The following is a 22586-nucleotide window of genomic DNA, read 5'->3' on the forward strand; positions in this document are numbered from 1 at the left end:
TATGTTGAGTCGCTTTTTTATAAATAGACCAAAGTTTGCTCTGGTTATTTCCATTATTTTAACCTTAGCTGGGGGCATTGCTTTAACTCAACTGCCTGTGGCTGAGTACCCTAAAATCAGTCCTCCCTCTGTGAGTGTGACTGCTTTCTATACTGGAGCAAGTGCAGAAACGGTAGAGCAAGCGATAGCTGACCCTATTGAAACATCGGTAAACGGCGTTGAAGACATGATCTATATGTCTTCGAAAAGTGCGAATGATGGTTCATATAACCTTAACGTGACTTTTGATGTTGGCACTGATCCTGATATGGCTCAGGTTAATGTGCAAAACCGAGTGTCGCAAATAGAGTCTAAGCTGCCTCAAGAAGTGAGAATGGTTGGGGTTACGGTAAAGAAACGTTCTCCCGACTTATTGATGGTACTGAACTTTTACTCTGAAGATGGCCAGTATGACGATCAGTTTTTGGTCAACTACGTCAATCTCAACATCAAAGATCAACTTGCCAGAGTAGAAGGCATTAGTGAAGTTGGTGTGATTGGTGGCGGCGAATACGCCATGCGGGTTTGGCTCGATCCAGAGAAAATGGCCAGCTTAAATTTAACCACGTCAGATGTTTATGCTTCGTTGGCTGAACAGAATGTTCAAGTTGCAGCGGGTAAAATTGGCGCACCACCATACAATAATGCACAAGAAGTACAGTTTAACTTGGTGACAAAAGGAAGATTAGAGTCTGTTGAAGAGTTTGAAAATGTAGTTCTGCGAGCAAACAATGATGGCTCGGCAATTTATCTTAAGGATGTTGCACGCGTAGAGCTTGGAAAGAAATTTTATGATGGCAATGGACAGTTTAGAGGACAAGAAGCCTCAATTGTCACTCTCTCATTGCAATCGGATGCCAATGCGCTAGAAAGTGGCAAAGCGGTGATGGCGCTGCTCGACAATATGAGCGTGAATTTCCCGCAAGGAATGGTGTATGAAACCAGCTATGACACCACGGTTTTTGTTGAGGAATCGATAAAAGGTGTTGTGAAAACACTGATCGAAGCGATATTGCTCGTTATTGCGGTTACCTATCTATTTTTAGGTAGTGTGAGAGCGACACTGATTCCGGTTGTTGCGATTCCTGTATCGTTAATCGGCACATTCGCATTTATGTTATTAACGGGTTTTACCATTAATACCGTGACCTTGTTTGGGTTGATTCTTGCTATCGGGATTGTGGTGGATGACGCAATATTGGTCATCGAAAATGTCGATACCACGATGCGAAATGATCCTAAATTAACGCCTGCTCAAGCCACATTAAAAGCAATGAAAGAGGTTACGGGGCCAATTATAACGTCTACTTTGGTGTTACTTGCGGTGTTCTTACCCGTTACCATGTTACCGGGAATCACAGGCATCATGTATCGCCAGTTTGCGCTGACTATCTGTATTTCTGTGGTTATTTCTTCAATTAATGCCTTAACCTTATCTCCTGCAATGTGTTCATTGGTTCTTAAACAAGGAGGAGGCAATACCGCCAACTGGTTTAAAGCCTTTAACCGTGGTTTGGACAAAGTCACTAGTCAGTATGGCAAGGTCGCGGGCTTTTTGGTCAAGAAAACCGTATTACTTGCGGCGTTCTTTGCCCTAGCTGTTGCTGCGGTATCGTTCCTAAGTAGCAACACATCAACGGCGTTTGTTCCACAAGAAGATAAAGGCATTTTGCTAGTAAATGTGCAGTTACCGGATTCTGCTTCTCTATCGCGAACAGAAGAAGTGAGCGCCAAGTTGATGTCAATAGTCGAGCAAGAGCCGGGTATTGATGGTGTAACGGTTGCTAATGGCTATGCCTTTATGACGGGAGCTGCAGCGTCAAATGGAGCATCGTTGTTTATTAAGCTTAAGAGCTGGCAAGAGAGAAATGATCTGCAAGGTGATCATTCGTCATTTGCTATCTCGCAGCGTATTAATGCCAAAGCCGCCATTGAGATGCCAGAAGCGATGGTATTTGCCATGGGTCCTCCCGCGGTACCGGGAATGGGAGCCGCTTCCGGGTTTGAATTTGTACTGGAAGACACTTTAGGTCGTAGCCGTACGGATTTGGCACAAGTTATGGCGGAAGTGATTGAAGAGGCCAATAAGCAACCGGAGATACAGTATACGTTCAGTACCTTTAGAGCCAATGTGCCTCACTATTATCTGGATATTGATCGAGAGAAAGCGAAGCAGTTAGGGGTGTCGCTAGGCGAGATATTCCAAACTTTACAGGGAAATCTAGGTTCCATATATGTGAATGATTTCACTATGTTTGGTAAGAACTTTAGAGTGACAATGCAAGCGGACAGCGAGTATAGAAACAGCATGGAAGAGCTGAGCCGTTTTCACGTTCGTTCAGCGTCTAACGATATGGTACCGCTGAGTACTCTGGTGAGTTACCAGCAAGTGTTTGAGCCCGATGTTGCTTGGCGTTATAACATGTATCGTTCTGCTGTTATTCAGGGACAGCCTGCTGATGGCTACTCCAGTGGTGATGCTATCGCTGCGATGGAAAGAGCGGCAAAAGAGGTACTGCCTCAAGGTTATCAATACGAATGGACAGGCATGGCGTATCAAGAGGTGAAAGCGGGTAACCAAGCTATCTACGCGTTTGCATTGGCTTTGATATTTATTTATCTCTTTATGGTTGCTCAGTACGAAAGTTGGAGTATTCCGATCGCCATTATATTGGTGGTGCCCGTTGCGACTTTGGGGTCCTTTATTGCAATCAATATCGCCGGCATTCCACTTAACCTGTATGCACAAATAGGCTTAGTACTGCTCATCGCGTTGGCGGCTAAAAATGCGATTTTGATTGTAGAGTTTGCCAAGAATGAACGGGAAGAGAACAATATGGCCGTTGAAGATGCAGCCGTAAAAGGTGGAACCTTGCGTTTTCGTGCCGTGAATATGACCTCTTGGTCGTTTATATTGGGTATTACACCATTGATATTTGCGTCAGGGGCAGGGCATATCAGTCAGAACTCGTTAGGAGTATCATTAACAGGTGGGTTGTTATGTGTGTTGCTGGCGGGAACGTTCCTCATTCCCGGTTTCTATGCTTTGATACAGAAGCGGAGAGAGAAAATACATGGTGGCAATACCAAGCTTGTGAAATTGGAAGAAGCAGAATAGTCATAATGAAAAGCCGCGACATAGGTCGCGGCTTTAGTGTGATCAAAACAAGGCTGCTATTAAAGTTCTTTGTTCTCTATCTTCTCTGCGCCACGCAACATCGCTTGTACTAACTCTGTAGCATCAAATTTTTCCAGTGCTTCGTGAGCACCAACTTGGTGCGCTCTATCTGCACTCATTTCACTGGATAATGACGTGTGCAATATACGGTATGTATGAGACAACTGTGGATCATTTTGTACTTCAAATGCCAACTCATAGCCATCTAACCCGGGCATTTCAATGTCACTAACCAGCAGCTCAACTGGATTGTTCTCTTGTGCAAATTTACGCATGAGCTCTAAGGCGTCTAAACCGTTTTTACACACAGAGTAAGAGATATTAATACTGTCCAGAGCATCAGAAAGTTGCTTACGTGCAATACCTGAGTCATCCACGAGCAAAATATTGATAGGTTTTAAACGTTCTCTTTCGACATCTGTCAGGATAGGAATACGAGCTGATGCGTCTTGCGGGTAGATTTTCGACAACAGCAGTTCCACGTCAAGCATCTGAACAATAGAGTCATTGTGTCGAGTGATTCCGGTAACGAAGACATTTCTGCCTGCGGTTTCAGGTGATGGTTCGATAGCGTGCCAATCACAGTCAATGATTTTATCTATACTTCTCACCATAAAAGCAACAACAGTCCGTAAGCAGTCCGTCACGATAAGATAGCTATTCTGATACTCTTCCGCAGGAATGGCTCTAAAGCCGATAGCGGCAGCCATATCAATAACCGGAACAGTTAAATCACGAATAGTTACCGTACCAATAACATGATGATGAGAGTGTGGTATTTGAGTGGTCTTGGTAAACGGGACTATCTCTCTGACTTTTAGGGTTCCTATAGCAAAACTCTGTTGATTTAAAGAGAGTTTAAATAGCAGCATACCTTGGGATTGGTTAGCCTTGCTTTTCATATCAAAATCCTAACTAGTTAGCGAGATCTGTCTGTCGAATAGGGGAATATTAGTGGGTGATTTGATTGTCAATACGATGAATCTTATTAACTCATACCGTATTATCACCTGAATACTAGTATATTCCCTTACATTGGTTATTTGAATACTTTTTATCGGCAATATGCTGAAGAAGTTGAGCTAATCCGTTAAAATTACTTAAAATGATTAGATACAGGAAAAAATCATGGCAAGAACTGCTGCTGCTCTCCATATTCTGGTAAAACATGAAGCTCAGGCGAATGACATTTTAAAACAGCTAAAAAAAGGTGCTAAGTTCCATTTACTGGCAAAAAAATACTCCACTTGTCCATCTGGGAAAAAAGGTGGCGATTTGGGGGAGTTTCGTCAAGGTGCAATGGTTCCACAGTTTGATAAAGCGGTGTTTCGTAATGAGGTTTTAACCCCATTTATCGTTAAAACTAAGTTCGGTTATCACGTAGTGAAAACGTTGTGGAAGACATAGTGAGCTAATAATAAAAGAGAAGTGAGATTAACGTCGCCCTTTGATAGAGCTCTTTACTTAACATGTTGACGCTTTTAGATAGAACAAAACGGCTACTCGAAAGATCAATTAGCCTTCGTAATGGATTTAACCCAATTGAGTACTTTATTGGACCATTGCGGTGATGGCACCGTTTCTTTGCCGTGATAGAAACTGGCGATAAGCTCTGTGCGGATCTCTTGACTGTGTGCTCGTAGAGCTTTAGACAGGAGTTCTGCGGTCTGGGTTGCATGATCATTCGCCAAGCTAAAGTCCATGTCGAGGTTGCCTTGTAGCATCAACCAGAGCTTAGTGATTAACGACAGCTCTATAACTGAATCAGCATTCAGTTTATCAGACTGTTTGCTTCCGACTGCGTTAGCAAACACATCATGCATAGCAGTAATTGCGTCCAGTTGAGATTCTAAAGTATGGGTCGCTTCTACATGCTGTTTGGTTAACAGGCCAAGAAGTAATAGCTGAGGATTCTGGTCGCTTTTTTTATTACAAACAGCATCAAAAAAGGCGGCCTGTTTTTCGATAAACTGTGCGAATAACTTGGCTTCTTTATCTGATAGATGAAGCGTATCCACTCCAGCAATTTCAAGTTGCTGCTTTAAACTACTGACGATGATTTCACGCATCAACACCTACTCCTTCAATGTTTGCCACGTTACTTCACACTCACCTTTTGCTGCTGAAATGTAAGCAGAGTTACCCGTAAGCATAACGGAAATATCCATGGTTCTTTCAATCAGCTCTGCAAGTTGCGATATCTCGGAATGATCGAACTGAAAAACTGAAGCATCAAGCATGTTAAGTTTAGCTGAGTTTTGTGTCCACCAAACAGATGATTTGCTATTAAAGCTATAGATAAGCACTTTTTTGGCCAATCGGGTAGATTTCTTTACCCTTTCTGGATCAGGCTCACCAATATCTATCCAAAGTTGTAACTGTTCATCAAGTGTCTTACACCAAATATCCGGCTCTTCAATGGTAGATAGGCCTTTAGTGAAGGTAAGCTCAGGAGAGGCATTGAGACAGTACGCAAGTACTCTGGTCATCATTCGTTGGTGAGTCTCTGATGGATGCAGAGCAGTGGTTAAGCTGATTGAATCATAATAATCGCGATTTAAATCGGTAAGGGCGATTCGGAACTTAAAAATGGTCGGTTTTAAAGCCATGGTGGTAGTTTCTCTTAGCTTTGATCTTAAGGAAGATATAGCTTGTTAGTTTGGATGCGACTCAATTTTGCTTCTGCGCATTGGGGACGAGACAGTGAAACAGAGACAAAAAAATAGCCAGTCGTGAAGACTGGCTATAAAATTTTTAGCGATGTATCAAAACCAAATTAAACAGGTTTGATGTTCTCAGCTTGTGGGCCTTTTTGGCCTTGAGTTACAGTGAACTCAACTTTTTGACCTTCAGCAAGAGTACGGAAGCCGTCAGATTGGATTGCGCTGAAATGAGCGAATACGTCTGGGCCGTTTTCTTGTTGAATGAAACCGAAACCTTTAGTTTCGTTAAACCATTTTACTGTACCAGTCACTGTGTTGGACATAGTCTTAATTCCTAATAAAAATTGTGTTGATCCCTTATGGGAAAATTTAGATAGCGCGGAAAAAATAGATTGCTATTTAGTTACAACACGGCGGAGAGTTTTGAGCTGACCAACGACTTACTTGTAAATCCTAAAACAAAAGCTTTTCTTTCTAGCCGTTTGGGAGCTTAAATCAATATCGTAGGAAGTCAACGAATATTAGGTGAACTTTATGTAATTACTGGACTATTTTACAAAAAAGATGCATTTTTTTGATTTAAATAACATTTTTCAATTGTGATTTTGTAATGATTCTCTTCTGAATGTGGCTAATTACAAGCTCATTATTTGGTCAATGAGGCATATTCGCTAATTTTTTGCGGAAAAAGCAGAACAATATAGTCTAGCAACGAGGATAAAGAGTGTTGAAAGATGTAAATGTGACTTTAGCGTAATTGACTCAGGTCACATTCACAAAATGTGACTTTATCTGCTCACTGTCCATGGGAAAAATAACAGTTAATTATCAAAACCACTGTTAATGTAAGTAATCGTGATGATGTTCACTAAACTAGAAACTTTTCAAAGACTTGAAGAGTGTCGCCATTCATTGGATAAAAACTCTCTAGGGTGTTGAACTGTATGGCATTCAGTTTTTAGTTCTATGGTGAAATGCTGCTTATTTATTAATTCCACGTCATTTGCGTGTTAGTAATTTTGATATTAATCAAATTAACTATTTCTAGGCTATGCGACACTTTTTCTTGTCGTTAGTGCATACCTTAGAGATAAGGTTAAAAGTGAATTAGGTGAAAATCCTAAACTGTACCCGCAACTGTAAATGATGTTTTGTCTGTAGTGCAAAATCATCATAAGTCAGAACCTGCTAACAACAAGACACTCCAATAGTCTGGGCGGGATCACTCAGTAATTGAAAATTATTGCCATGGCGCGCATAGATTTATTGGGGATACAAAGTAACTTGATGAAGTTATTTCGCAATAAAATCAGATATCTAGATAACGAAATATCAAGATAGCCATACATTAAGGTAACGATGCAATGGGCAGTCAGGCAATAACCTTCTCTTTTGACATAAATAGAGTGGCAGTATTAAGCAACTCGTCACTATCTATATCTGTCTTGTGGCAAAAGCATCATATGGCCATATTTGCGGCCATCCCAATTTTCTTTGTTTAACTAAGCGGTACATCTCGTGGGAAGACTAAAGCGTTCTGCCAGTAAAACAGAGCTGCGCGGTGGATACACCACGGGAGCATGTGCGGCAGCGGCAGCGCGAGCGGCAGTGAGATATCTTATTCATGGACAACCATTTAAGGATATTGAAATACAACTGCCAAATAGAGAGTTTGTTACCTTTGCATTAGCACGCCTTGAAGGGTCGGATGAAGTTATTGCTGGAGTGGTTAAAGACGCTGGCGATGACCCTGATTGTACTCATGGTATTGAAATTCAATGTATTGCTAGAAAAACCAGAGGGAGCGGCATCTCTTTGATTGGCGGCAAAGGCGTTGCGGTCGTTACATTGCCCGGTTTAGAGCTACCAGTGGGGCAACCTGCTATTAATCCGGTACCAAAGCGCAATATTCTAGAGATGGCAGCCTTGGAGTGGACACAAACAGAGAATAATCGCGATATACAGTTTGGATTAGAGCTGGAAATCTGTGTTCCCAAGGGGGAAGAGGTTGCTAAAGAGACCATCAGTGAAAGACTAGGGTTGATAGGTGGAATATCGATTCTGGGTACCAGAGGAACGGTAAAACCGTACTCCACCTCAGCGTTTTCGGCTTCAGTGAGACAATCGATTCAGATCGCGCAAGCCAATCATCACCATCATGTGGTATTAACCACCGGCAGTCGTTCGGAACAAGCTGCTATGGCATTGCTGCCACAACTTTCAACTATGGCATTTATTCAGGCGGGCGATTTTCTGGGCGTAGGACTCAGAGCATCGAAGCGCTATGCACTACAAAGAGTCACCATGGTTGCCATGATAGGAAAAATGGCCAAGTTGGTGTCCGGTCGAATGATGACACACGTCTCTGGGCATGCCATAGATTTTACCCGTTTAGCTGATATTGCCAGTGAAGAGGGAATATCTGAGCCACTTTGTAGACAAATTGAACAGGCCAATACTGGTCGACATGTTCTAGACCTATTGAGGGGGAAAGAGCATGGCCACTACTTCACCCGCTTATGTCAGGAAACGCATCAACACGCTATGGCGTATACCACGGATGCACTGCAAATCAACGTGCTACTTATTGATTTTGATGGAAGCTTGTTAGCTTGCTATCCAGAAGAAAGAGTTGATATTGCTGATCGGTTGACGGAATGAGCCGATCGAGTAACGACTCGATAATAATAACTAAGGTAGAAAATAGATGGACAAAATGAAACAGATGACCCGTCAAGGGCGACAAATAGAAGAAGGTTCATTTTCGATTATCGATCGTGAAATTAACGAGATTCATGGCGGGCATAGCTTTCAGGATAATCAATGGCAAGCGGTTAGACGTGCCATTCATACTACTGGTGACTTTGAGTTTTCTTCTCTGTTTCGATTCAGTGAAGGAGCGGTTGAGAAAGGCATAGAAGCCATAAAGGCAGGGTGCCCGATTGTTAGTGATGTCACCATGATCACCAGTGGATTGAGCGCCCAAAGGTTGTCAGTGTATGGCAACAAGACTCACTGTTTTATCGGTGATGATGATGTTATCGCAACAGCGAAAGAACGGGGTGATACGCGTGCCATTTGGTCTATGCGCAAAGCAAGAGATGCTGGGCTATTGGATGGCGCGATTATTGGTATTGGTAATGCGCCTACCGCTCTGTTTGAAGTATTAGAGATGGTGGCGAACAAAGAGATTAATCCTGCTTTGATTATTGGTATTCCTGTTGGGTTTGTTAAAGCGGTAGAGTCAAAACAAGCGTTAATTGAACAAAGTAGCGTAGCGTATATTGCCAGCGTTGGCCGTAAAGGTGGAAGTCCAATTGTCGTCTCAACCATTCATGCGCTATTGGCACAAAGCGTATGATCAGAATAACCGTAGTCGGAGTACCTGAAGATGGATGCATGAGCCTATCCAGCCGAGCGGTGAGCGCGGTTACTCAGGCAAGAGTCGTTGCAGGGCATGCAAGGCATCTAGATTGGTTTCCTCAATACCAAGGTGCATTTTTAGATATGTCACAAGGCTTCTCATCCTGGCTCAGTCAAGTTATCGACGAGAGCGAAGAGGGAGGGGTTGTTGTACTGGCCTCCGGCGACCCACTGTTCTTTGGAATTGGTTCTACACTGCTTAAAAAAGTAGCCAGTGAGGAGCTCGCTTTTATTCCGTCTTCGAGCTCCGCTCAGTTGGCCTTTTCCCGACTGGCTCTACCTTGGTCTGATGCGCAGTTTTTATCGTTTCATGGTCGAGAACTGCAGGGTGTTGTCAGCCGATTACAGCAAGGTGATCTGTTTGCTATCTTGACCGACGGTAAGAATACACCGCAAGTGATCGCGCAACACCTTCAAACGTTTAACGAGAATCACTGGCAGTTGTCTGTTTGCGAACAGCTAGGGGGCAGTAGGGAGAAAATTACCACGCTAACCGTCGCGGAATTAGCGAGTTCTACCGAGCGATTTGATGAGCTAAATATTCTGGTGGCAAAACGTGGTGAACGGACGTACTGGGGAGGGCAGGGACAGTTCTCCGATGACGAGAGCTTTGCTAAGCGTGTCCCGCATAAAGGCTTAATCACCAAGCAGTCAGTGCGACATTTAGTACTCTGCCAGCTGCGACTCAATCGACATCATGTGATGTGGGATATAGGGGCAGGATCGGGATCTGTTGCGATTGAAGCCGCGAAGCAGTGCTGGAAAAAACAGGTATTTGCTGTGGAATGTAACAGTGATTGTTTTGATGCTATTGAGGATAATCTCCACGTTCACGGCACAGATAATCTCCAGTTAGTCAAAGAGAAAGCTCCTCAAGCTCTATTGGAACTCCCTTCACCCAATGCCGTTTTTGTCGGGGGTAGCCGCGGAGAGATGGAGAATATTTTGTCTTTCGTATGGCATAAATTGCTACCAAATGGGCGCTTAGTGGTCTCTGCGGTGACATTAGATACCGTGGCTGAAGTGTATCAGTGGAGTAAGCAGCAAAAACTCAATATGGACGTTCAGTTGGTTAATATCTCACAAACTCAACCGCTTGCTCATTACATGCGGTATCAGGCAGAAAATCCGATTCACCTATTTACATTTACAAAACCAATGTCGCTAGAGCAATCCTCAGCTACAGAAAATTAATATCCGAATAGATTGGAGAGAAAAAGATGAAAACTATTACAAAAGGCCAATTATATTCAGTTGGAGTTGGGACAGGGGATAGTGAGCTTTTAACACTAAAAGCCGCAAGACTTATTCAGCAAGCAGACATTATTGCTATTCCAGAAAAAAATAAAGGTCAAGCTGACTCGTTTGCGTGGGAGATTGTGTCAGGAGCGATCAACGAGTCGGATATAGCGGGAGAGAAGTGCTTTTTGCACTTTCCAATGACCCGAGATGCATCGATCAATGTTCCAGCATGGCAAACAGCCGCAAGGGAAATATTCGATCATATTGAAAACGGAAAATCCGTTGTGTTTGTTACTGAAGGTGATCCTTCAGTATTTAGCACTTGGGCTTATATTCAAGAAGAGTTACAACAGTTGGCTCCGCATATTGAGCCGATTATTGTTCCGGCTGTCACTTCAATTACTGCGGTTCCTGCCGCGACTAAAATCCCTCTAGCTGACGGCCAAGAACGCTTTTGTGTGGTTCCCGCGACTTATGGTATCGAGTGTCTTTCTCAGTTGGTGAAGGAGTTTGACACCATTATGTTGATCAAAGCAGGGCGAATGATCCCTGCTCTGATTGCCAAACTAGAAGAATTGGATATTTTAGACTGTGCTACCTATGTCTCTCATGCCAGTTGTGAACAGCAGCAGATCTATAGCAATTTGAAGGAGGTTCCTGAAGGGCACCGCTATTTCTCTATGGTTCAGCTATCTATTCGTTCTCGTCGGGGCATTCTACGGGGCAATGGTGTAGACGGCTCAGTGGCTAAGGTTGACTAGCATGAACATTGCCATATATGCCATTACCAAACATGGCGCAAAGCATGCGCGTCGGTTAAAGCAGGAGTTACCCTATTCTCAGCTGTTTGTCGCAGAAGTAGGGCGGCAGGAAGGAGATCAGTCACAACTGCTTAGTTTTCCTCTTTCGACGTTTGTAGAGCAACAGTTTGCACATTTTGATGCGCATATATTTATCTGCGCCACTGGAATTGTCAGCCGTGTCATTTCGCCATTAATTGTCGATAAGCGAACGGATCCGGCAGTGGTGACTCTTGATGAGCAAGCCAACTTTGCTATCTCGCTGTTATCGGGTCACCGTGGTGGTGCCAATGCATTAACGGAACGAGTGGCACATATCGTGAAGGCGACGGCAGTGATCACAACCGCCTCAGATGTGTCTGAAAGTGTTTCTGTGGATATGTTAGGCGCTCCGTTTGGTTGGCAACTGGACAGTAAAACGGAACAACACATTACGGGTGTCTCTGCTGCGGTGATCAATGATCAGCCGGTTGTTATTGTGCAGCAAGCGGGAGAGAGAAAGTGGTGGAAGTATGACAAACGTATGCCTGCGCACATTGTTTGTCACAATACTGTTGAAGGTATCAATCCCTCTGATTTTCAAGGGGCGATTGTCATTAGCGATCAGCTAGACGTTTCTATCCCAAATTGGCAAAAAGAGTGGGTGTTGTGGCGTCCAAAATCCTTGGTGCTAGGCATAGGATGTGACAGAAATACACCAGCCTCAGTGATCAAAGAGGGTTTAGCGCAGTTTAGCCAGCAGTTTAACCTTAGCCTCGACTCAGTAGCGGCTCTTTCGAGTATCGATCTGAAAAGTGATGAGCAGGGGATTATTACGGTTGCAGAACAGAATCAATGGTCATTTGATACCTTCGCGCCTGCCGTTCTTGATAGTGCAGAAGGCATTGAAAACCCGTCGGAATATGTCAAAAAAGTCACTGGGAGCCAGTCGGTTGCTGAAGCGGCCGCATTAACGCTAAGTAAAACTAACTCGTTAGTGGTTGCGAAGTGGGTGTTTAAGCAGGATGGTTACAACATGACCTTAGCCTGCTGTCGTCGCGAATTTAGTGAGTCTCTTGTTCAGCAGAACAGAAAAAACTGGTTAAACAAAAAACGTCACCACGGGCACGGTGCTAAACCAGAGCCGATAAAACTGAACGCCTATGGAAACGAAGTCGTTGAGGGTTATCAATGTAAACCTAAACATGTAGACCTCAATCGACCCATGCTTTATCACAGTCACCACATTTTACTTTGCGAAGGCGGCCGATGTGCTAAGGCGGGCAGTAAAAATCTCGCCCATGAACTGAGAACGTTATTGAAAGAGATGGGACTTGGTGCCGGAAATAAACGTATCAAAATCTCCCGTACCATGTGCGCAGGAGCATGCAGAAATCGAGCAACCATGGTGATATATCAACGTCATGAGCAAGGGCAAGCCGCCATTAATGACGGACTCTGGCTAAAAAATATTGAAGAAATATCAGAAGATAAATGGCGAGTTGTTTTCAATGCTCTGGCTGATAATACGCCATTACATCAACGACTTGGTGATGAGCATTTTGCGGTGATTGCCCCAGCAGAAGAGTTACAGACTACAGCCCAAATTGAAGAGACATCATCGGATAATTCATCGTTAGAAGAGCGTTCAGCACAACAGGAATCAGCAAATGGCTAAATTATTTTTGGTGGGCTTAGGGCCCGGCAGTTTGGAACACATGTCAGTTAAAGCTCAGCAGGTTATTAAGAGTGTTGATGTTGTGGTGGGTTACGGTTTATACGTTAAGTTGATTCAACCTCTGCTTACCGACCAGACATTGGTGCGTAGTGGCATGACAAAAGAGTGGCAAAGGGCGGATAGCGCAATAAAGCAGGTTCAAGAAGGAAAGAATGTCGCACTCGTGTGCTCTGGTGATGCGGGTATGTACGCCATGGCTCCACTGATATTTGAACTTATCTCGTCACAATCATTGGATATTTCAGTTGAAACGGTTCCCGGTATAACCGCAGCCAACGCTTGTGCGTCTTTGGTTGGGGCTCCACTTGGCCATGATAGCTGCACAATTTCCCTGTCCGATTTACTTACGCCGTGGCCTGTGATTATCAAGCGTATAAAAGCGGCTGCGGAAGCGGATTTCGCGATTACTTTTTACAACCCTAGATCGCGGAAACGTCAAAACCATATCGTCGAAGCGAGAGATATCTTATTGCAGCATCGCAGCAAAGAGACGCCTGTAGCGGTGGTGAATGCAGCATATAGAGATGAACAGTCGGTTCAGCTATCAACATTAGAACATTTCGTTGAGTTAGAGTTTGCCATGAATGCGGCGGTTATTGTTGGTAATAGCAGCAGCTATCGATTTGATGATTGGATAGTGACTCCAAGAGGGTATAACAAAAAATACTCACTAGAAGATGGCGCAACCAAGCAAGGGCAACGTGCGGGACAAGCACTAAAAAATATAGAACAACAAGAAACTGGAGAAGCAGTATGACCGTTTATTTCATTGGAGCAGGCCCCGGAGATCCGGACCTAATTACTGTTAAAGGTGCCAAACTAGTGGAGAGCTGTCCTGTTGTACTCTACACCGGCAGTCTAGTACCTAAAGCGGTTATAGAGAGAGCTAGACCTGATGCGTTGGTTTTAAACTCAGCCGATATGGATTTAGACGCCATTACCGCGGTTTACACCACAGCTCAAAAAGAGGGACATGATGTAGCCCGAGTGCAGACAGGGGATTTGTCTATCTATTCATCACTTGCCGAGCAGACTAGACGCTTAAACGATCTAGGCATTGACTGGAAAGTCATTCCTGGTGTCTCTTCATTTCAAGCGTCCGCTGCGGCCTTGGGACAAGAATTGACCTTACCAGAAGAGTGCCAAACCATCATTCTTTCAAGAGCATCAGGCCGCACTCCTGTACCAGACAAAGAGAACTTAAAATCCTTGGCTGCTCACGAAGCGACCTTATGCCTGTTTTTAAGTGCGACTTTGATCCGCAAAGTGGTCAGAGAGTTAAGTGATGTGTATCCGCAAACTTGGCCGGTAGCGGTGGTGGAGAAGGCGTCTCACCCAGAGCAGCGTATACTTCGTGGTACGCTGGCAGATATCGCAGACAAGATGCATGAAGCCAATATCCGTTCTACCGCCATGATAATCGTGAGCAAGGTTTTTGCTATTGATGATTTTGTCGACTCCAAGCTGTATGACCCAAGCTTTTCTCACGCTTGTCGAAAGGCCACCGTTGCTACGGTAACAGCAGATAAGGAGCAGGAGGTCACTCATGACTAACGGTAAGGTGTACCTTATTGGCGCAGGTCCCGGGGATCCCGCGCTACTGACTTGTAAAGCAAAGCAACTGTTATCGGAATGCGATGTAGTCTGTTATGACAAACTGGTTAGTGCGGCAATCTTAGCCAGCGTTCCTGCTCACGTTAAGTTGCATCAAGTTGGTTATCGTGGTTATCAGAACTGCCATATTAATTATGGAATGCATCCTGATGTGATGGAGTACGCTTTAGCAGGGAAGACGGTTGCGCGTTTAAAAGCGGGTGACCCATGTATATTCGGCCGTACAACGGAAGAGTGTAAAGAGCTGATTGATAACGATATCGCCTATGAAATTGTCCCCGGTATAACCGCAGCACTGGGCGCTGCCGCTTATTCAGGTTTTCCATTAACCAGCGGTGGCGTAGCGTCTAGCGTTACTTTTATTAGTGGTCATCAGCATTTGAAAGCGATGGAGTCATGGAAATCGGAGCAGGATACCGGTGGCACTGTCGTGCTCTATATGGGAGCAAAAAAACTGACAGAGCATGCTAAAAATCTGATTGAGAGTGGTCGTAACCCCAATACCCCTGTGGCACTTATCTCATCCGCCACCAGTGCGGACCATCAATGTATTACTGGTACCTTGGAAAATATTGGTGAACGAGTGAACCGTTCTCCTCAATCGGGACCAGCTTTAGTGGTGATCGGAGACGTTGTTACCCAAGCAGAGCAGTTAGATTGGCGTAAGCATTTGCCATTAGCTGGGCAACGTTTTTTGATATGTGGTCAGCATGAAGATAAGCGGGCATTGAAAAACAGTGGAGCAGAAGTCATTGATATCGACTATTTGCCGACGGACAGTTTTATCGATGCTGAAGAGTTAGCGTTTTTTCAAATCCAAAAAGAGTTGGCATTTGAAGATTTAGCAACGTTTAAATTGTGGTGGCAATCGTTACGAGAAAATCGTTGGGATATTCGCCAGTTCTCTATGCCTATTTGCAGTGATGATAAACATGTGGTGAAAGCTCTGGCGGATCTCGCCATAAATGCTCAGCCCATCAGCAAACAGTCAATGATATTGACCTTAGAGCACAATAAAGTGTTTGAGAGCCAGCAAAATTACTATCAAATTGGTCGCCGTCATAGCCAGCCACTAGAGTATGCACTGCCGAATATCGATTGGTTGTTAGTGGATGATATCGCCGTGGCTCAATCCATTGTAGAGCATCATGCTGATGCATTAACTCAAGCAAAAACTGTCCCTTTGAATGAAAACGCAAGGTTGTGGGCAATCGATCAAGGCTTACTGCTTGATGATTCGCAGCATGCCGTTATCAATGAGAGTCGTTTTGAAGAGGGTGACGAGCTATCTACTCGTCAGTTACGGACAAATTGTGCTGATGTTGCTTGATGTAATGAATCCGTCATTAACGGGTGATGTGGCAATTGTCCTCATTGCCATTAGCGTACCTGTTGCTCTTTGGCTGGATAAACTGCTGGGAGAGCCAAGTCGCTATCATCCATTAGTTGGCTTTGGCTGGTGGGCGAGTAAAGTTGAAGATAGTTGTCGAAAGATAACCTTTGTGTCCCCTTTAGTTCAAGGCTGTCTAGCTTGGGTGATTGCTGTGGTTCCATTGGTTGTGATCACTCTGCTGATATCGGTTAAGTTAGCGAACATCCACATTATGCTGTGGTTTGTGTTCAATACACTTATTGGCTATCTGGCACTGGGCGGTACAAGTTTGATTCAACATGCGGATAATATTTATCAGCCGTTAAAAACCGGTGATTTAGAGAGCGCCAGATATCAACTCTCTATGATTGTTAGCCGTAATACCGAGCAGATGAACGAGAAAGAGATCGTCTCTTCTACGGTGGAATCAGTATTAGAGAACGGCAACGATGCGGTCTTTGCGCCGATGGTATGGATGGTATTGCTCGGTGCTCCGGGTGCGGTGCTGTTAAGGCTAGCAAACACGTTAGATGCCATGTGGGGATATAAAACAGAACACTATTTACTGTTTGGTCGGTGTAGCGCCAAAATCGATGATCTGCTTGGTTGGTTACCTGCAAGGCTAACGGCCATAGTGTACGCCTTTCAAGGGGACATTAAGCAGGGTTTCCATTGCTGGAAGCATCAGGCGAAACAGTGTGCCAGTCCTAATGGTGGCGTTGTGATGACCACGGGAGCGGGCAGTTTAAATATAAAAATAGGTGGGCCCACCTACTACCATGGTGTGTTACATGATAAGAAGGTGATGGGAGTGGGAGAGGTCGCTGACTGGCGAGCCATCTTTAAAGCCAATCAGTTGGTGACGAGAGGAAGCATGACATTGAGTTACATTTGGTTAGTCACAGTATTGGTTGGAGTCTCCTAAATGGCGATGACTCATGGTGGAAATTTGCTTGCCATAGCAAAACAGATGAACAGCGATGTGAGTGAATGGTTGGACTTATCAACAGGTGTCAGCCCCTTTACTTATCCGATGACAGAGATGCCCGAACAGTGCTGGAATCGATTACCTGAACAGTATGATGGCTTAGAGCAAGCGGCGAAGCACTATTATGCTGCCTCAATTGAACCTTTAGTTGTCGCGGGCTCTCAAGCAGCCATTATGGCTTTACCCGCTTGCATCACTAAACAACTTGGTTATTGCGGAGTTATCGCGATTCCTCGGGTGGGTTATAAGGAGCATCAGCATGCTTGGCAATCTTTTCATTATTTTGATCAGGCTTGGCAAATAGAGTTCTATGATGATTATCCTAGCGAACAGCAGATAGAAAGATCGGATGTTGTGTTGATGATTAACCCTAACAACCCAACAGGTGTGCTTCATAGCCAACAACAGATGCAGCAACTTGCTGAAACTATGCAGAGTAAAAACGGCTTTGTAATTGTTGATGAAGCGTTCGGTGACAGTGTTGAAAATGGCTCTCTGTTACCGGTTACTTCTTCGTTTGATCACTGCGTAGTATTGCGCTCTGTCGGCAAATTTTTTGGTCTGGCAGGTGCAAGAGTCGGATTCCTGTTTGCGGGTGATAAATTGCTAGAGATTGTGCAAGAGTATTTAGGCCCATGGACGGTAACTGGGCCAAGCCGCTGGGTTGTTCGTCAGGCATTACAAGATACTTCTTGGCAGGTGCAGAACCGGATTCGGTTGAATGAGCAGATGAAGAAGTTACGAAAGCTACTTGAGTTGTACCCTTTAGCTGATCATTTTTCCATCAACCCGTCATCAGCAGGAAATAGAGCTCCGGTAGATAGATCGTCTTCAAGAGTAAAATTTAGTGGTACAGATTTATTCACCACGGTTTATCTTGATCACGCAGAGACTTGCCACCGATTATTGTGCGAGCAAAAAATATTGACCCGATTATGCGATGAGAAAAACGCGATTCGCTTCGGTTTACCTGCAAACCCGCAGCAATGGCAACAGCTAGAAAAGGGTTTACAACAAGTCGTGAATAAACGAAAGGAAAGCGCATAAATGGAGATAAGGCCTCATATTGAGTTAGTTTTGGGTGGTGCTCGCTCCGGTAAGAGTGGTTACGCTGAACGTCAAGCTGCGTTGTCCAATAAACCGGTTATCTATATTGCTACTGCCGAGGTAGGTGATAAAGAGATGGCAGTAAGAGTTAAGCACCATCAGCGTCAGCGTCCGGCAGAGTGGCAATTAATTGAAGAACCACTTCAACTCGCGCAATCTCTCAAAGACAACAGTACCGAAGATAACTGTATTCTGGTTGACTGCTTAACTTTGTGGTTGAGTAACTGCTTATTTTCAACCACAGAAAAAGCGTGGAGTGAGTGGAAGTCGGAGTTTCTTACGACCTTAGATTCGCTGCCTGGGCAAGTTATCTTAGTTAGTAATGAAGTGGGCTGTGGCATCGTTCCAATGGGAGAAGTAAGCCGTAAATTTGTCGATGAAGCTGGATGGTTGCACCAATCAATTGCCGCTCAAGTTGCTAAAGTTACCTTGGTGACTGCCGGTTTACCTATGCATCTAAAAGATCTGCATTTAAAAGATGAAACTGACAAGGCATAAAAGCATGTGGTTGAATTACTTTACTTTTAACGGTGTTGCTCCCATTAAAGATCTGCATCTTGTTAGCGATGCTGGTGCAGGGGAGGGGTTAATGAAGTATCACCCTACTCGTGATACCGAGTTAATAGCATGTGGACAAGCTAATACCCCTCTGAAGGGGCGTTTTTTGCCTTCACCGTGCTTAACCAATGGTTCTGTTACTCCGGCGATTTTGGTGCATGGCATATTGACTGCTCTGCAAAAGAAAGGTTTTAAGATACGCTTACACTGTTACCAGCTCGGCTTAGATCATCTCCCCGATTTCACCAACAGCAAGCTGGATGATGTGGTGGTTCATCAATGTGAATGTGGCGAAGAACAACAACTGATAAATTCAGTGATGGTGCCCGAGTTAAAGCGAGAAGCGGCCATGAATGAGCAGCATCTCATCGCTGAGTCAGGTATTGGTGGAACCACTTACGCCACTGTCTGGTTAAAGCACTGGTTGAGCAAAGAGATGTTGTTGGCTGGTAGCACTAAAGACCCAATAAAGTTAACCCGAAAAGAGCAACTGATTCGGCAGCTATTATCGAAAACTTGTGACTTTGCAAGGGATGTGTCGCTATTTTTAAATGATAAGTCCCTGTCTGACCCTATTCAGCGGGCAACTTGTGCATTGTTAGCAAATAGATTGCCAGAGATTAATCTTGCTGGGGGAACCATGTTTTTTGCGCCTGTCATTGCTATGCAAACGTCACGGGTGGAGCGGATAAATATTGCGACCACACGATGGATTATGGACTCTACAGACGCTACTTTTTCTGCTCGTTATTTGCCTAAAAACAGTCAATTAGTGACACCTATTGTTGATTTTAATCACTCACGTTATGACGCGATTAGAATGTATGAGAGAGGTTATGTGGTAGAGGGTTGCGGTCTTGGCGCAACATTACGCTATGCAGAACAGCAAGGCCTCTCTTCACAGCAGATCATAGCCAGCCTTGATAACGCCGTGGCACATTGGATAGAGTAAAAAACGGAACAAAACATAGTCTGCGCCCATGAGATGATAATGACACTCTATGCGCAGACATACCTTTGTAGCCGATATGGCGTTGTCGTCGCTATGGAAACGACACCTCATTTTGTTCAAAATAGGTCAATACTGACGAGATAATGACCTCTTCTCCGGGACGCCACCTTGCTAAAATTGGGGTCACAAATCCTTCTTTGCCAAGAGAGCACTGAAACTCTTCGATATCGTTCCACTGTTCGGCAAGTATATGCTTTGGCAAAAATGCCCAGCCCATTTTGTTTTCTAGTGCACTCCTAAGTAGATCGAGATCATTAATAATCTTATTGTTAGATGAAAATATAAATTTTTCATCACTGCTTTTATTTTGATACTCATTTGGCAATATTTGAATCTTGCTAAGCAATTGGCTGAGTTCAACTTTTTTTTCACTAAAATAGTCGCGATGGGCGTAAAATCGGTACGGCATTGAACCAATTATTTTCCATTCAATTTCACGTCTTACTTCCGCACTTATATTTTCATCTTCGTTAGGCGCAATAATAATGTCGACCGCTTTTTTAGTAAGCAGATCGGTTGATATATTTGAGCTTAATGAAACGCACTCTATATCTATTCCTTGATGATGGAAGTGTTCCATTAAACCTTTGATATCTTTCTTGGGCATAACATTATCGTAAGCGAGACGAATGCAGTTGTGGTCTGTATTTGGGTTCGCTTTCTCAACAGTGTTTTGCCAAGTAAATATTTGTCGCGTCAGTAAAATGGATGGCCTGAGTATCTTTTCACCAAATGGAGTCAGGCTGATTTTTCTACCACTTCTATAAAAAAGCTTGTGACCAAGTTCAAATTCGAGTGATTCAATATGTTCTGATATTGTTGCTCGGCTTTTATTTAAATGTTGCGCGGCTGTAGAAATATTTAAATATAAGGCGACCTCAACAAAAGAAATAAGTTGATTGTAGTTAAAATCTTTCATTTAGCGTAGGCCTTTTCTGAAAGTGATTATCATTTGTATTCCAATATGTTGGCATTTCCAACATTAACTGATTTCGTTAATAAATAAACGTGGGATATAAATCCATTGCTTAATACACATTATTTATAAATCTTTACAAACGAGATTTTATTATGTCAAAAGAAACTGAAATTGAAAGTACAAATGAAATTAAAGACAACTCCCGTCGTAATTTTTTTAAATTAGGTCTAGGAGCGGCCGCAATTGCAGGTGTCAGTGCAACTGGCGCTTATGCGAGCAATAAAATTGAAAGCCAAAGCCATAAAAACTTTCCAGTACCGATTGATCCTGACGTCTTAAAACCGATGGCTCAGGAAAATTCGGTTTGGGCGTTTGTCAGCAGTAAAGCGCTGGGAGAAAAATACCCAGAGCGAAACCAAAACTTTGCTGGAGGCTGGAATTTTCAAGAAAACATGTTTAGCCCAATGGTGGGTTTGGACAACAGTAAACCGGGGATGCGTCAGTTAGATTTGGCGCTGGAAATTGCCGGTTGGGCTATGAATGATACTTTAGCCGACGGCTCTCCTCGGTTAGCCATTAACTCAGGAGTGTATGGTTGGGAACAGCATGGTTTGATGCCTCACAAATGGCAATTTGAGAGTGGAGAAGACGCCAATCAAAGCATCAAATCGGCCGCAAGGTTGTTAGGCGCTGCACGTTGTGGCATCACCCGCAATCATAAGGTGTGGAACTGGGATCCGTTGTACGACTATGAAGAGGAGCGTGAAGTTTCATGGGATGAGTTTCCGTTTAAGCCTAAAAGCGTCATTGTGGTTTTGGTGGATGAAGACTATGAAGCGTTGGCGACAGCTCCTTCATTTGTTTCGGGCGCTGCAATCGGCATGGGGTACTCAAAAATGGCGACGGTTGCCGGCAGTTTGGCGTCATTCGTACGTGGGTTGGGTTATCAAGCAGTTGCTTCAGGAAACGACCTAGGCAACAGCGTGGCTTATGCGATCGAAGCTGGTTTAGGTGAAGGGGCGAGAAATGGTCACTTAATGGCGCCTCGATTTGGTCCCCGGGTTCGAATTGCCAAAGTTTATACGGATATGGAACTGCCTGAGGAGGCATACGATACGCCAAAAACCTACGGCATCATGGAGTTCTGTCAAAACTGTAAATTGTGTGCGGAGAAGTGTCCTTCTCAAGCAATTACTATGGATGACGAGCCAGGCTGGGAACCAACGTATGAAAATGGCGAAGACCCCAATTATTCATGGCATCACCAGCGTGGGGTGAAGAAATTCTATAACGACGCTAAGAAGTGCTACAAGTACTGGGTAGATAGCGGTACCGATTGTGCTATTTGCTTAACTGCTTGTCCTTGGAACAAGCCTGATTTCTGGCATCACAGATTGATCGATGCATCGAACGCCTATACTGGTGGCCCAATTCATACCTTTATGAAAGTGATGGATGAGCTGTTTGGTTACGGCAATGTGTTTGATGAGCAAGCGGTTCATGATTTCTGGAAAACCGGCAAAGATATAGAAGTGTGATAAGGAGAACTAATTATGATGGCATTGATGTGGTACCTGCTAGGAATGTTAACGGTGGCGGCATTTGTAGGATATAGAAAAATAGCTAGCCAATATAAGCTAAATATCATTGCGACTCTTGGTCTGATTGCTTCTGCTATTGGTATGTGGTTTTGCATTGCATGGTCGTGGGCATCCTTCGTTGAGCGTGAACCTCAGTCAGGGGCAATGGGGCTAATTATGTTTGGTCTAATCTCTATCGCCATATTCGTTGTAACTTGGCGTACCCAGATTGCTCCAAATAAAACCGAAGGTTAGCGCCATCAATAGATGAATCAGCTGTTAATGAACGTGATTTACTCAAGTGACCTCCAGATGCAGGAATGAAAAATGCTTGAGAAACAATAGTCTAGAGGTTGCTTGAGTATCAAAAGTCA

At 44.0% G+C, this 22586-nt stretch carries 21 protein-coding genes and 1 riboswitch; of the genes, 16 read left to right on the forward strand and 5 right to left on the reverse strand.

The features are described from left to right. Window position 1 precedes the first annotated feature (1 nt). Window positions 2-3157, forward strand: coding sequence for a multidrug efflux RND transporter permease subunit (locus F0227_RS03235; RefSeq protein WP_171751729.1), 3156 nt, complete (start codon window positions 2-4; stop codon window positions 3155-3157). A 59-nt stretch (window positions 3158-3216) separates the two neighbouring features. Here the strand turns inward: F0227_RS03235 and F0227_RS03240 are convergent, their stop codons facing one another. Next, the gene (locus F0227_RS03240) at window positions 3217-4119 is read right to left on the reverse strand and encodes a chemotaxis protein (protein ID WP_171751730.1); all 903 of its coding nucleotides are present in this window, start codon (window positions 4117-4119) and stop codon (window positions 3217-3219) included. A gap of 226 nt (window positions 4120-4345) precedes the next feature. Here F0227_RS03240 and ppiC point away from each other — a divergent pair, with 226 nt between their 5' ends. Beyond that, entirely contained in the window at window positions 4346-4624 is a 279-nt protein-coding gene (ppiC, locus tag F0227_RS03245) for a peptidylprolyl isomerase PpiC (RefSeq protein ID WP_171751731.1), read from the forward strand. 104 nt (window positions 4625-4728) lie between these two features. Here the strand turns inward: ppiC and F0227_RS03250 are convergent, their stop codons facing one another. The 3 genes from F0227_RS03250 to F0227_RS03260 form a co-directional block, all read right to left on the reverse strand. After that, complete coding sequence (locus tag F0227_RS03250; protein WP_171751732.1) at window positions 4729-5286, reverse strand: hypothetical protein; 558 nt, start codon at window positions 5284-5286, stop codon at window positions 4729-4731. Window positions 5287-5292: 6 nt separating this feature from the next. After that, on the reverse strand, window positions 5293-5826 hold the full coding sequence (locus F0227_RS03255) for a YaeQ family protein (RefSeq protein ID WP_171751733.1): 534 nt from the start codon (window positions 5824-5826) through the stop codon (window positions 5293-5295). 167 nt (window positions 5827-5993) lie between these two features. Continuing rightward, entirely contained in the window at window positions 5994-6203 is a 210-nt protein-coding gene (locus F0227_RS03260; RefSeq protein ID WP_171751734.1) for a cold-shock protein, read from the reverse strand. Between the two features lie 733 nt (window positions 6204-6936). Further along, window positions 6937-7088, forward strand: a riboswitch (cobalamin riboswitch). A 310-nt stretch (window positions 7089-7398) separates the two neighbouring features. On the opposite strand from F0227_RS03260, the gene F0227_RS03265 reads away from it, so the two are divergent. Genes F0227_RS03265 through F0227_RS03320 form a run of 12 tightly spaced genes read left to right on the forward strand, consistent with a single transcriptional unit; the run spans window position 7399 to window position 19653 of the window. Next, window positions 7399-8541 carry a cobalt-precorrin-5B (C(1))-methyltransferase gene (locus tag F0227_RS03265; RefSeq protein ID WP_171751735.1) on the forward strand — a complete coding sequence of 381 codons (1143 nt, stop codon included), beginning with the start codon at window positions 7399-7401 and terminating at the stop codon, window positions 8539-8541. 46 nt (window positions 8542-8587) lie between these two features. Further along, window positions 8588-9241 carry a precorrin-8X methylmutase gene (locus tag F0227_RS03270; protein ID WP_171751736.1) on the forward strand — a complete coding sequence of 218 codons (654 nt, stop codon included), beginning with the start codon at window positions 8588-8590 and terminating at the stop codon, window positions 9239-9241. Then, window positions 9238-10497, forward strand: a complete 1260-nt coding sequence (cbiE, locus tag F0227_RS03275) for a precorrin-6y C5,15-methyltransferase (decarboxylating) subunit CbiE (protein WP_171751737.1) — start codon at window positions 9238-9240, stop codon at window positions 10495-10497. Before F0227_RS03270 ends, cbiE begins: the two co-directional genes overlap by 4 nt. Before the next feature lie 26 nt (window positions 10498-10523). Beyond that, the gene (gene cobI, locus F0227_RS03280; RefSeq protein ID WP_216613311.1) at window positions 10524-11306 is read left to right on the forward strand and encodes a precorrin-2 C(20)-methyltransferase; all 783 of its coding nucleotides are present in this window, start codon (window positions 10524-10526) and stop codon (window positions 11304-11306) included. Window position 11307: 1 nt separating this feature from the next. Then, a complete protein-coding gene (locus F0227_RS03285) occupies window positions 11308-13002 on the forward strand; it encodes a cobalamin biosynthesis protein (RefSeq protein WP_171751738.1) in 1695 nt (564 codons plus the stop codon). Then, window positions 12995-13819 (forward strand): precorrin-3B C(17)-methyltransferase, encoded by an 825-nt coding sequence (gene cobJ, locus F0227_RS03290; RefSeq protein ID WP_171751739.1) that lies wholly within the window; start codon window positions 12995-12997, stop codon window positions 13817-13819. The genes F0227_RS03285 and cobJ overlap by 8 nt, the downstream gene beginning before the upstream one ends. Then, window positions 13816-14616 carry a precorrin-4 C(11)-methyltransferase gene (gene cobM / locus F0227_RS03295; RefSeq protein ID WP_171751740.1) on the forward strand — a complete coding sequence of 267 codons (801 nt, stop codon included), beginning with the start codon at window positions 13816-13818 and terminating at the stop codon, window positions 14614-14616. Before cobJ ends, cobM begins: the two co-directional genes overlap by 4 nt. After that, entirely contained in the window at window positions 14609-16006 is a 1398-nt protein-coding gene (gene cobA, locus F0227_RS03300) for a uroporphyrinogen-III C-methyltransferase (protein WP_171751741.1), read from the forward strand. The genes cobM and cobA overlap by 8 nt, the downstream gene beginning before the upstream one ends. Beyond that, window positions 15996-16973 (forward strand): adenosylcobinamide-phosphate synthase CbiB, encoded by a 978-nt coding sequence (gene cbiB, locus F0227_RS03305; RefSeq protein WP_253822019.1) that lies wholly within the window; start codon window positions 15996-15998, stop codon window positions 16971-16973. Before cobA ends, cbiB begins: the two co-directional genes overlap by 11 nt. Then, complete coding sequence (locus F0227_RS03310; RefSeq protein WP_171751742.1) at window positions 16974-18083, forward strand: threonine-phosphate decarboxylase; 1110 nt, start codon at window positions 16974-16976, stop codon at window positions 18081-18083. Beyond that, window positions 18084-18641 (forward strand): bifunctional adenosylcobinamide kinase/adenosylcobinamide-phosphate guanylyltransferase, encoded by a 558-nt coding sequence (cobU, locus tag F0227_RS03315; protein WP_171751743.1) that lies wholly within the window; start codon window positions 18084-18086, stop codon window positions 18639-18641. It abuts the gene before it with no gap. A gap of 4 nt (window positions 18642-18645) precedes the next feature. Next, window positions 18646-19653, forward strand: a complete 1008-nt coding sequence (locus tag F0227_RS03320) for a hypothetical protein (RefSeq protein ID WP_171751744.1) — start codon at window positions 18646-18648, stop codon at window positions 19651-19653. A gap of 91 nt (window positions 19654-19744) precedes the next feature. Here the strand turns inward: F0227_RS03320 and F0227_RS03325 are convergent, their stop codons facing one another. Then, window positions 19745-20632, reverse strand: coding sequence for a LysR family transcriptional regulator (locus F0227_RS03325; protein WP_171751745.1), 888 nt, complete (start codon window positions 20630-20632; stop codon window positions 19745-19747). Between the two features lie 152 nt (window positions 20633-20784). Between F0227_RS03325 and F0227_RS03330 the strand changes: the two genes are divergently transcribed. Beyond that, on the forward strand, window positions 20785-22170 hold the full coding sequence (locus tag F0227_RS03330; protein ID WP_171751746.1) for a reductive dehalogenase: 1386 nt from the start codon (window positions 20785-20787) through the stop codon (window positions 22168-22170). A 15-nt stretch (window positions 22171-22185) separates the two neighbouring features. Continuing rightward, window positions 22186-22467, forward strand: a complete 282-nt coding sequence (locus tag F0227_RS03335) for a tetrachloroethene dehalogenase (protein ID WP_171751747.1) — start codon at window positions 22186-22188, stop codon at window positions 22465-22467. Window positions 22468-22586: the final 119 nt, after the last annotated feature.

This window comes from Vibrio sp. 99-8-1 (assembly GCF_013114595.1).
Taxonomy (GTDB): Bacteria; Pseudomonadota; Gammaproteobacteria; order Enterobacterales; family Vibrionaceae; genus Vibrio.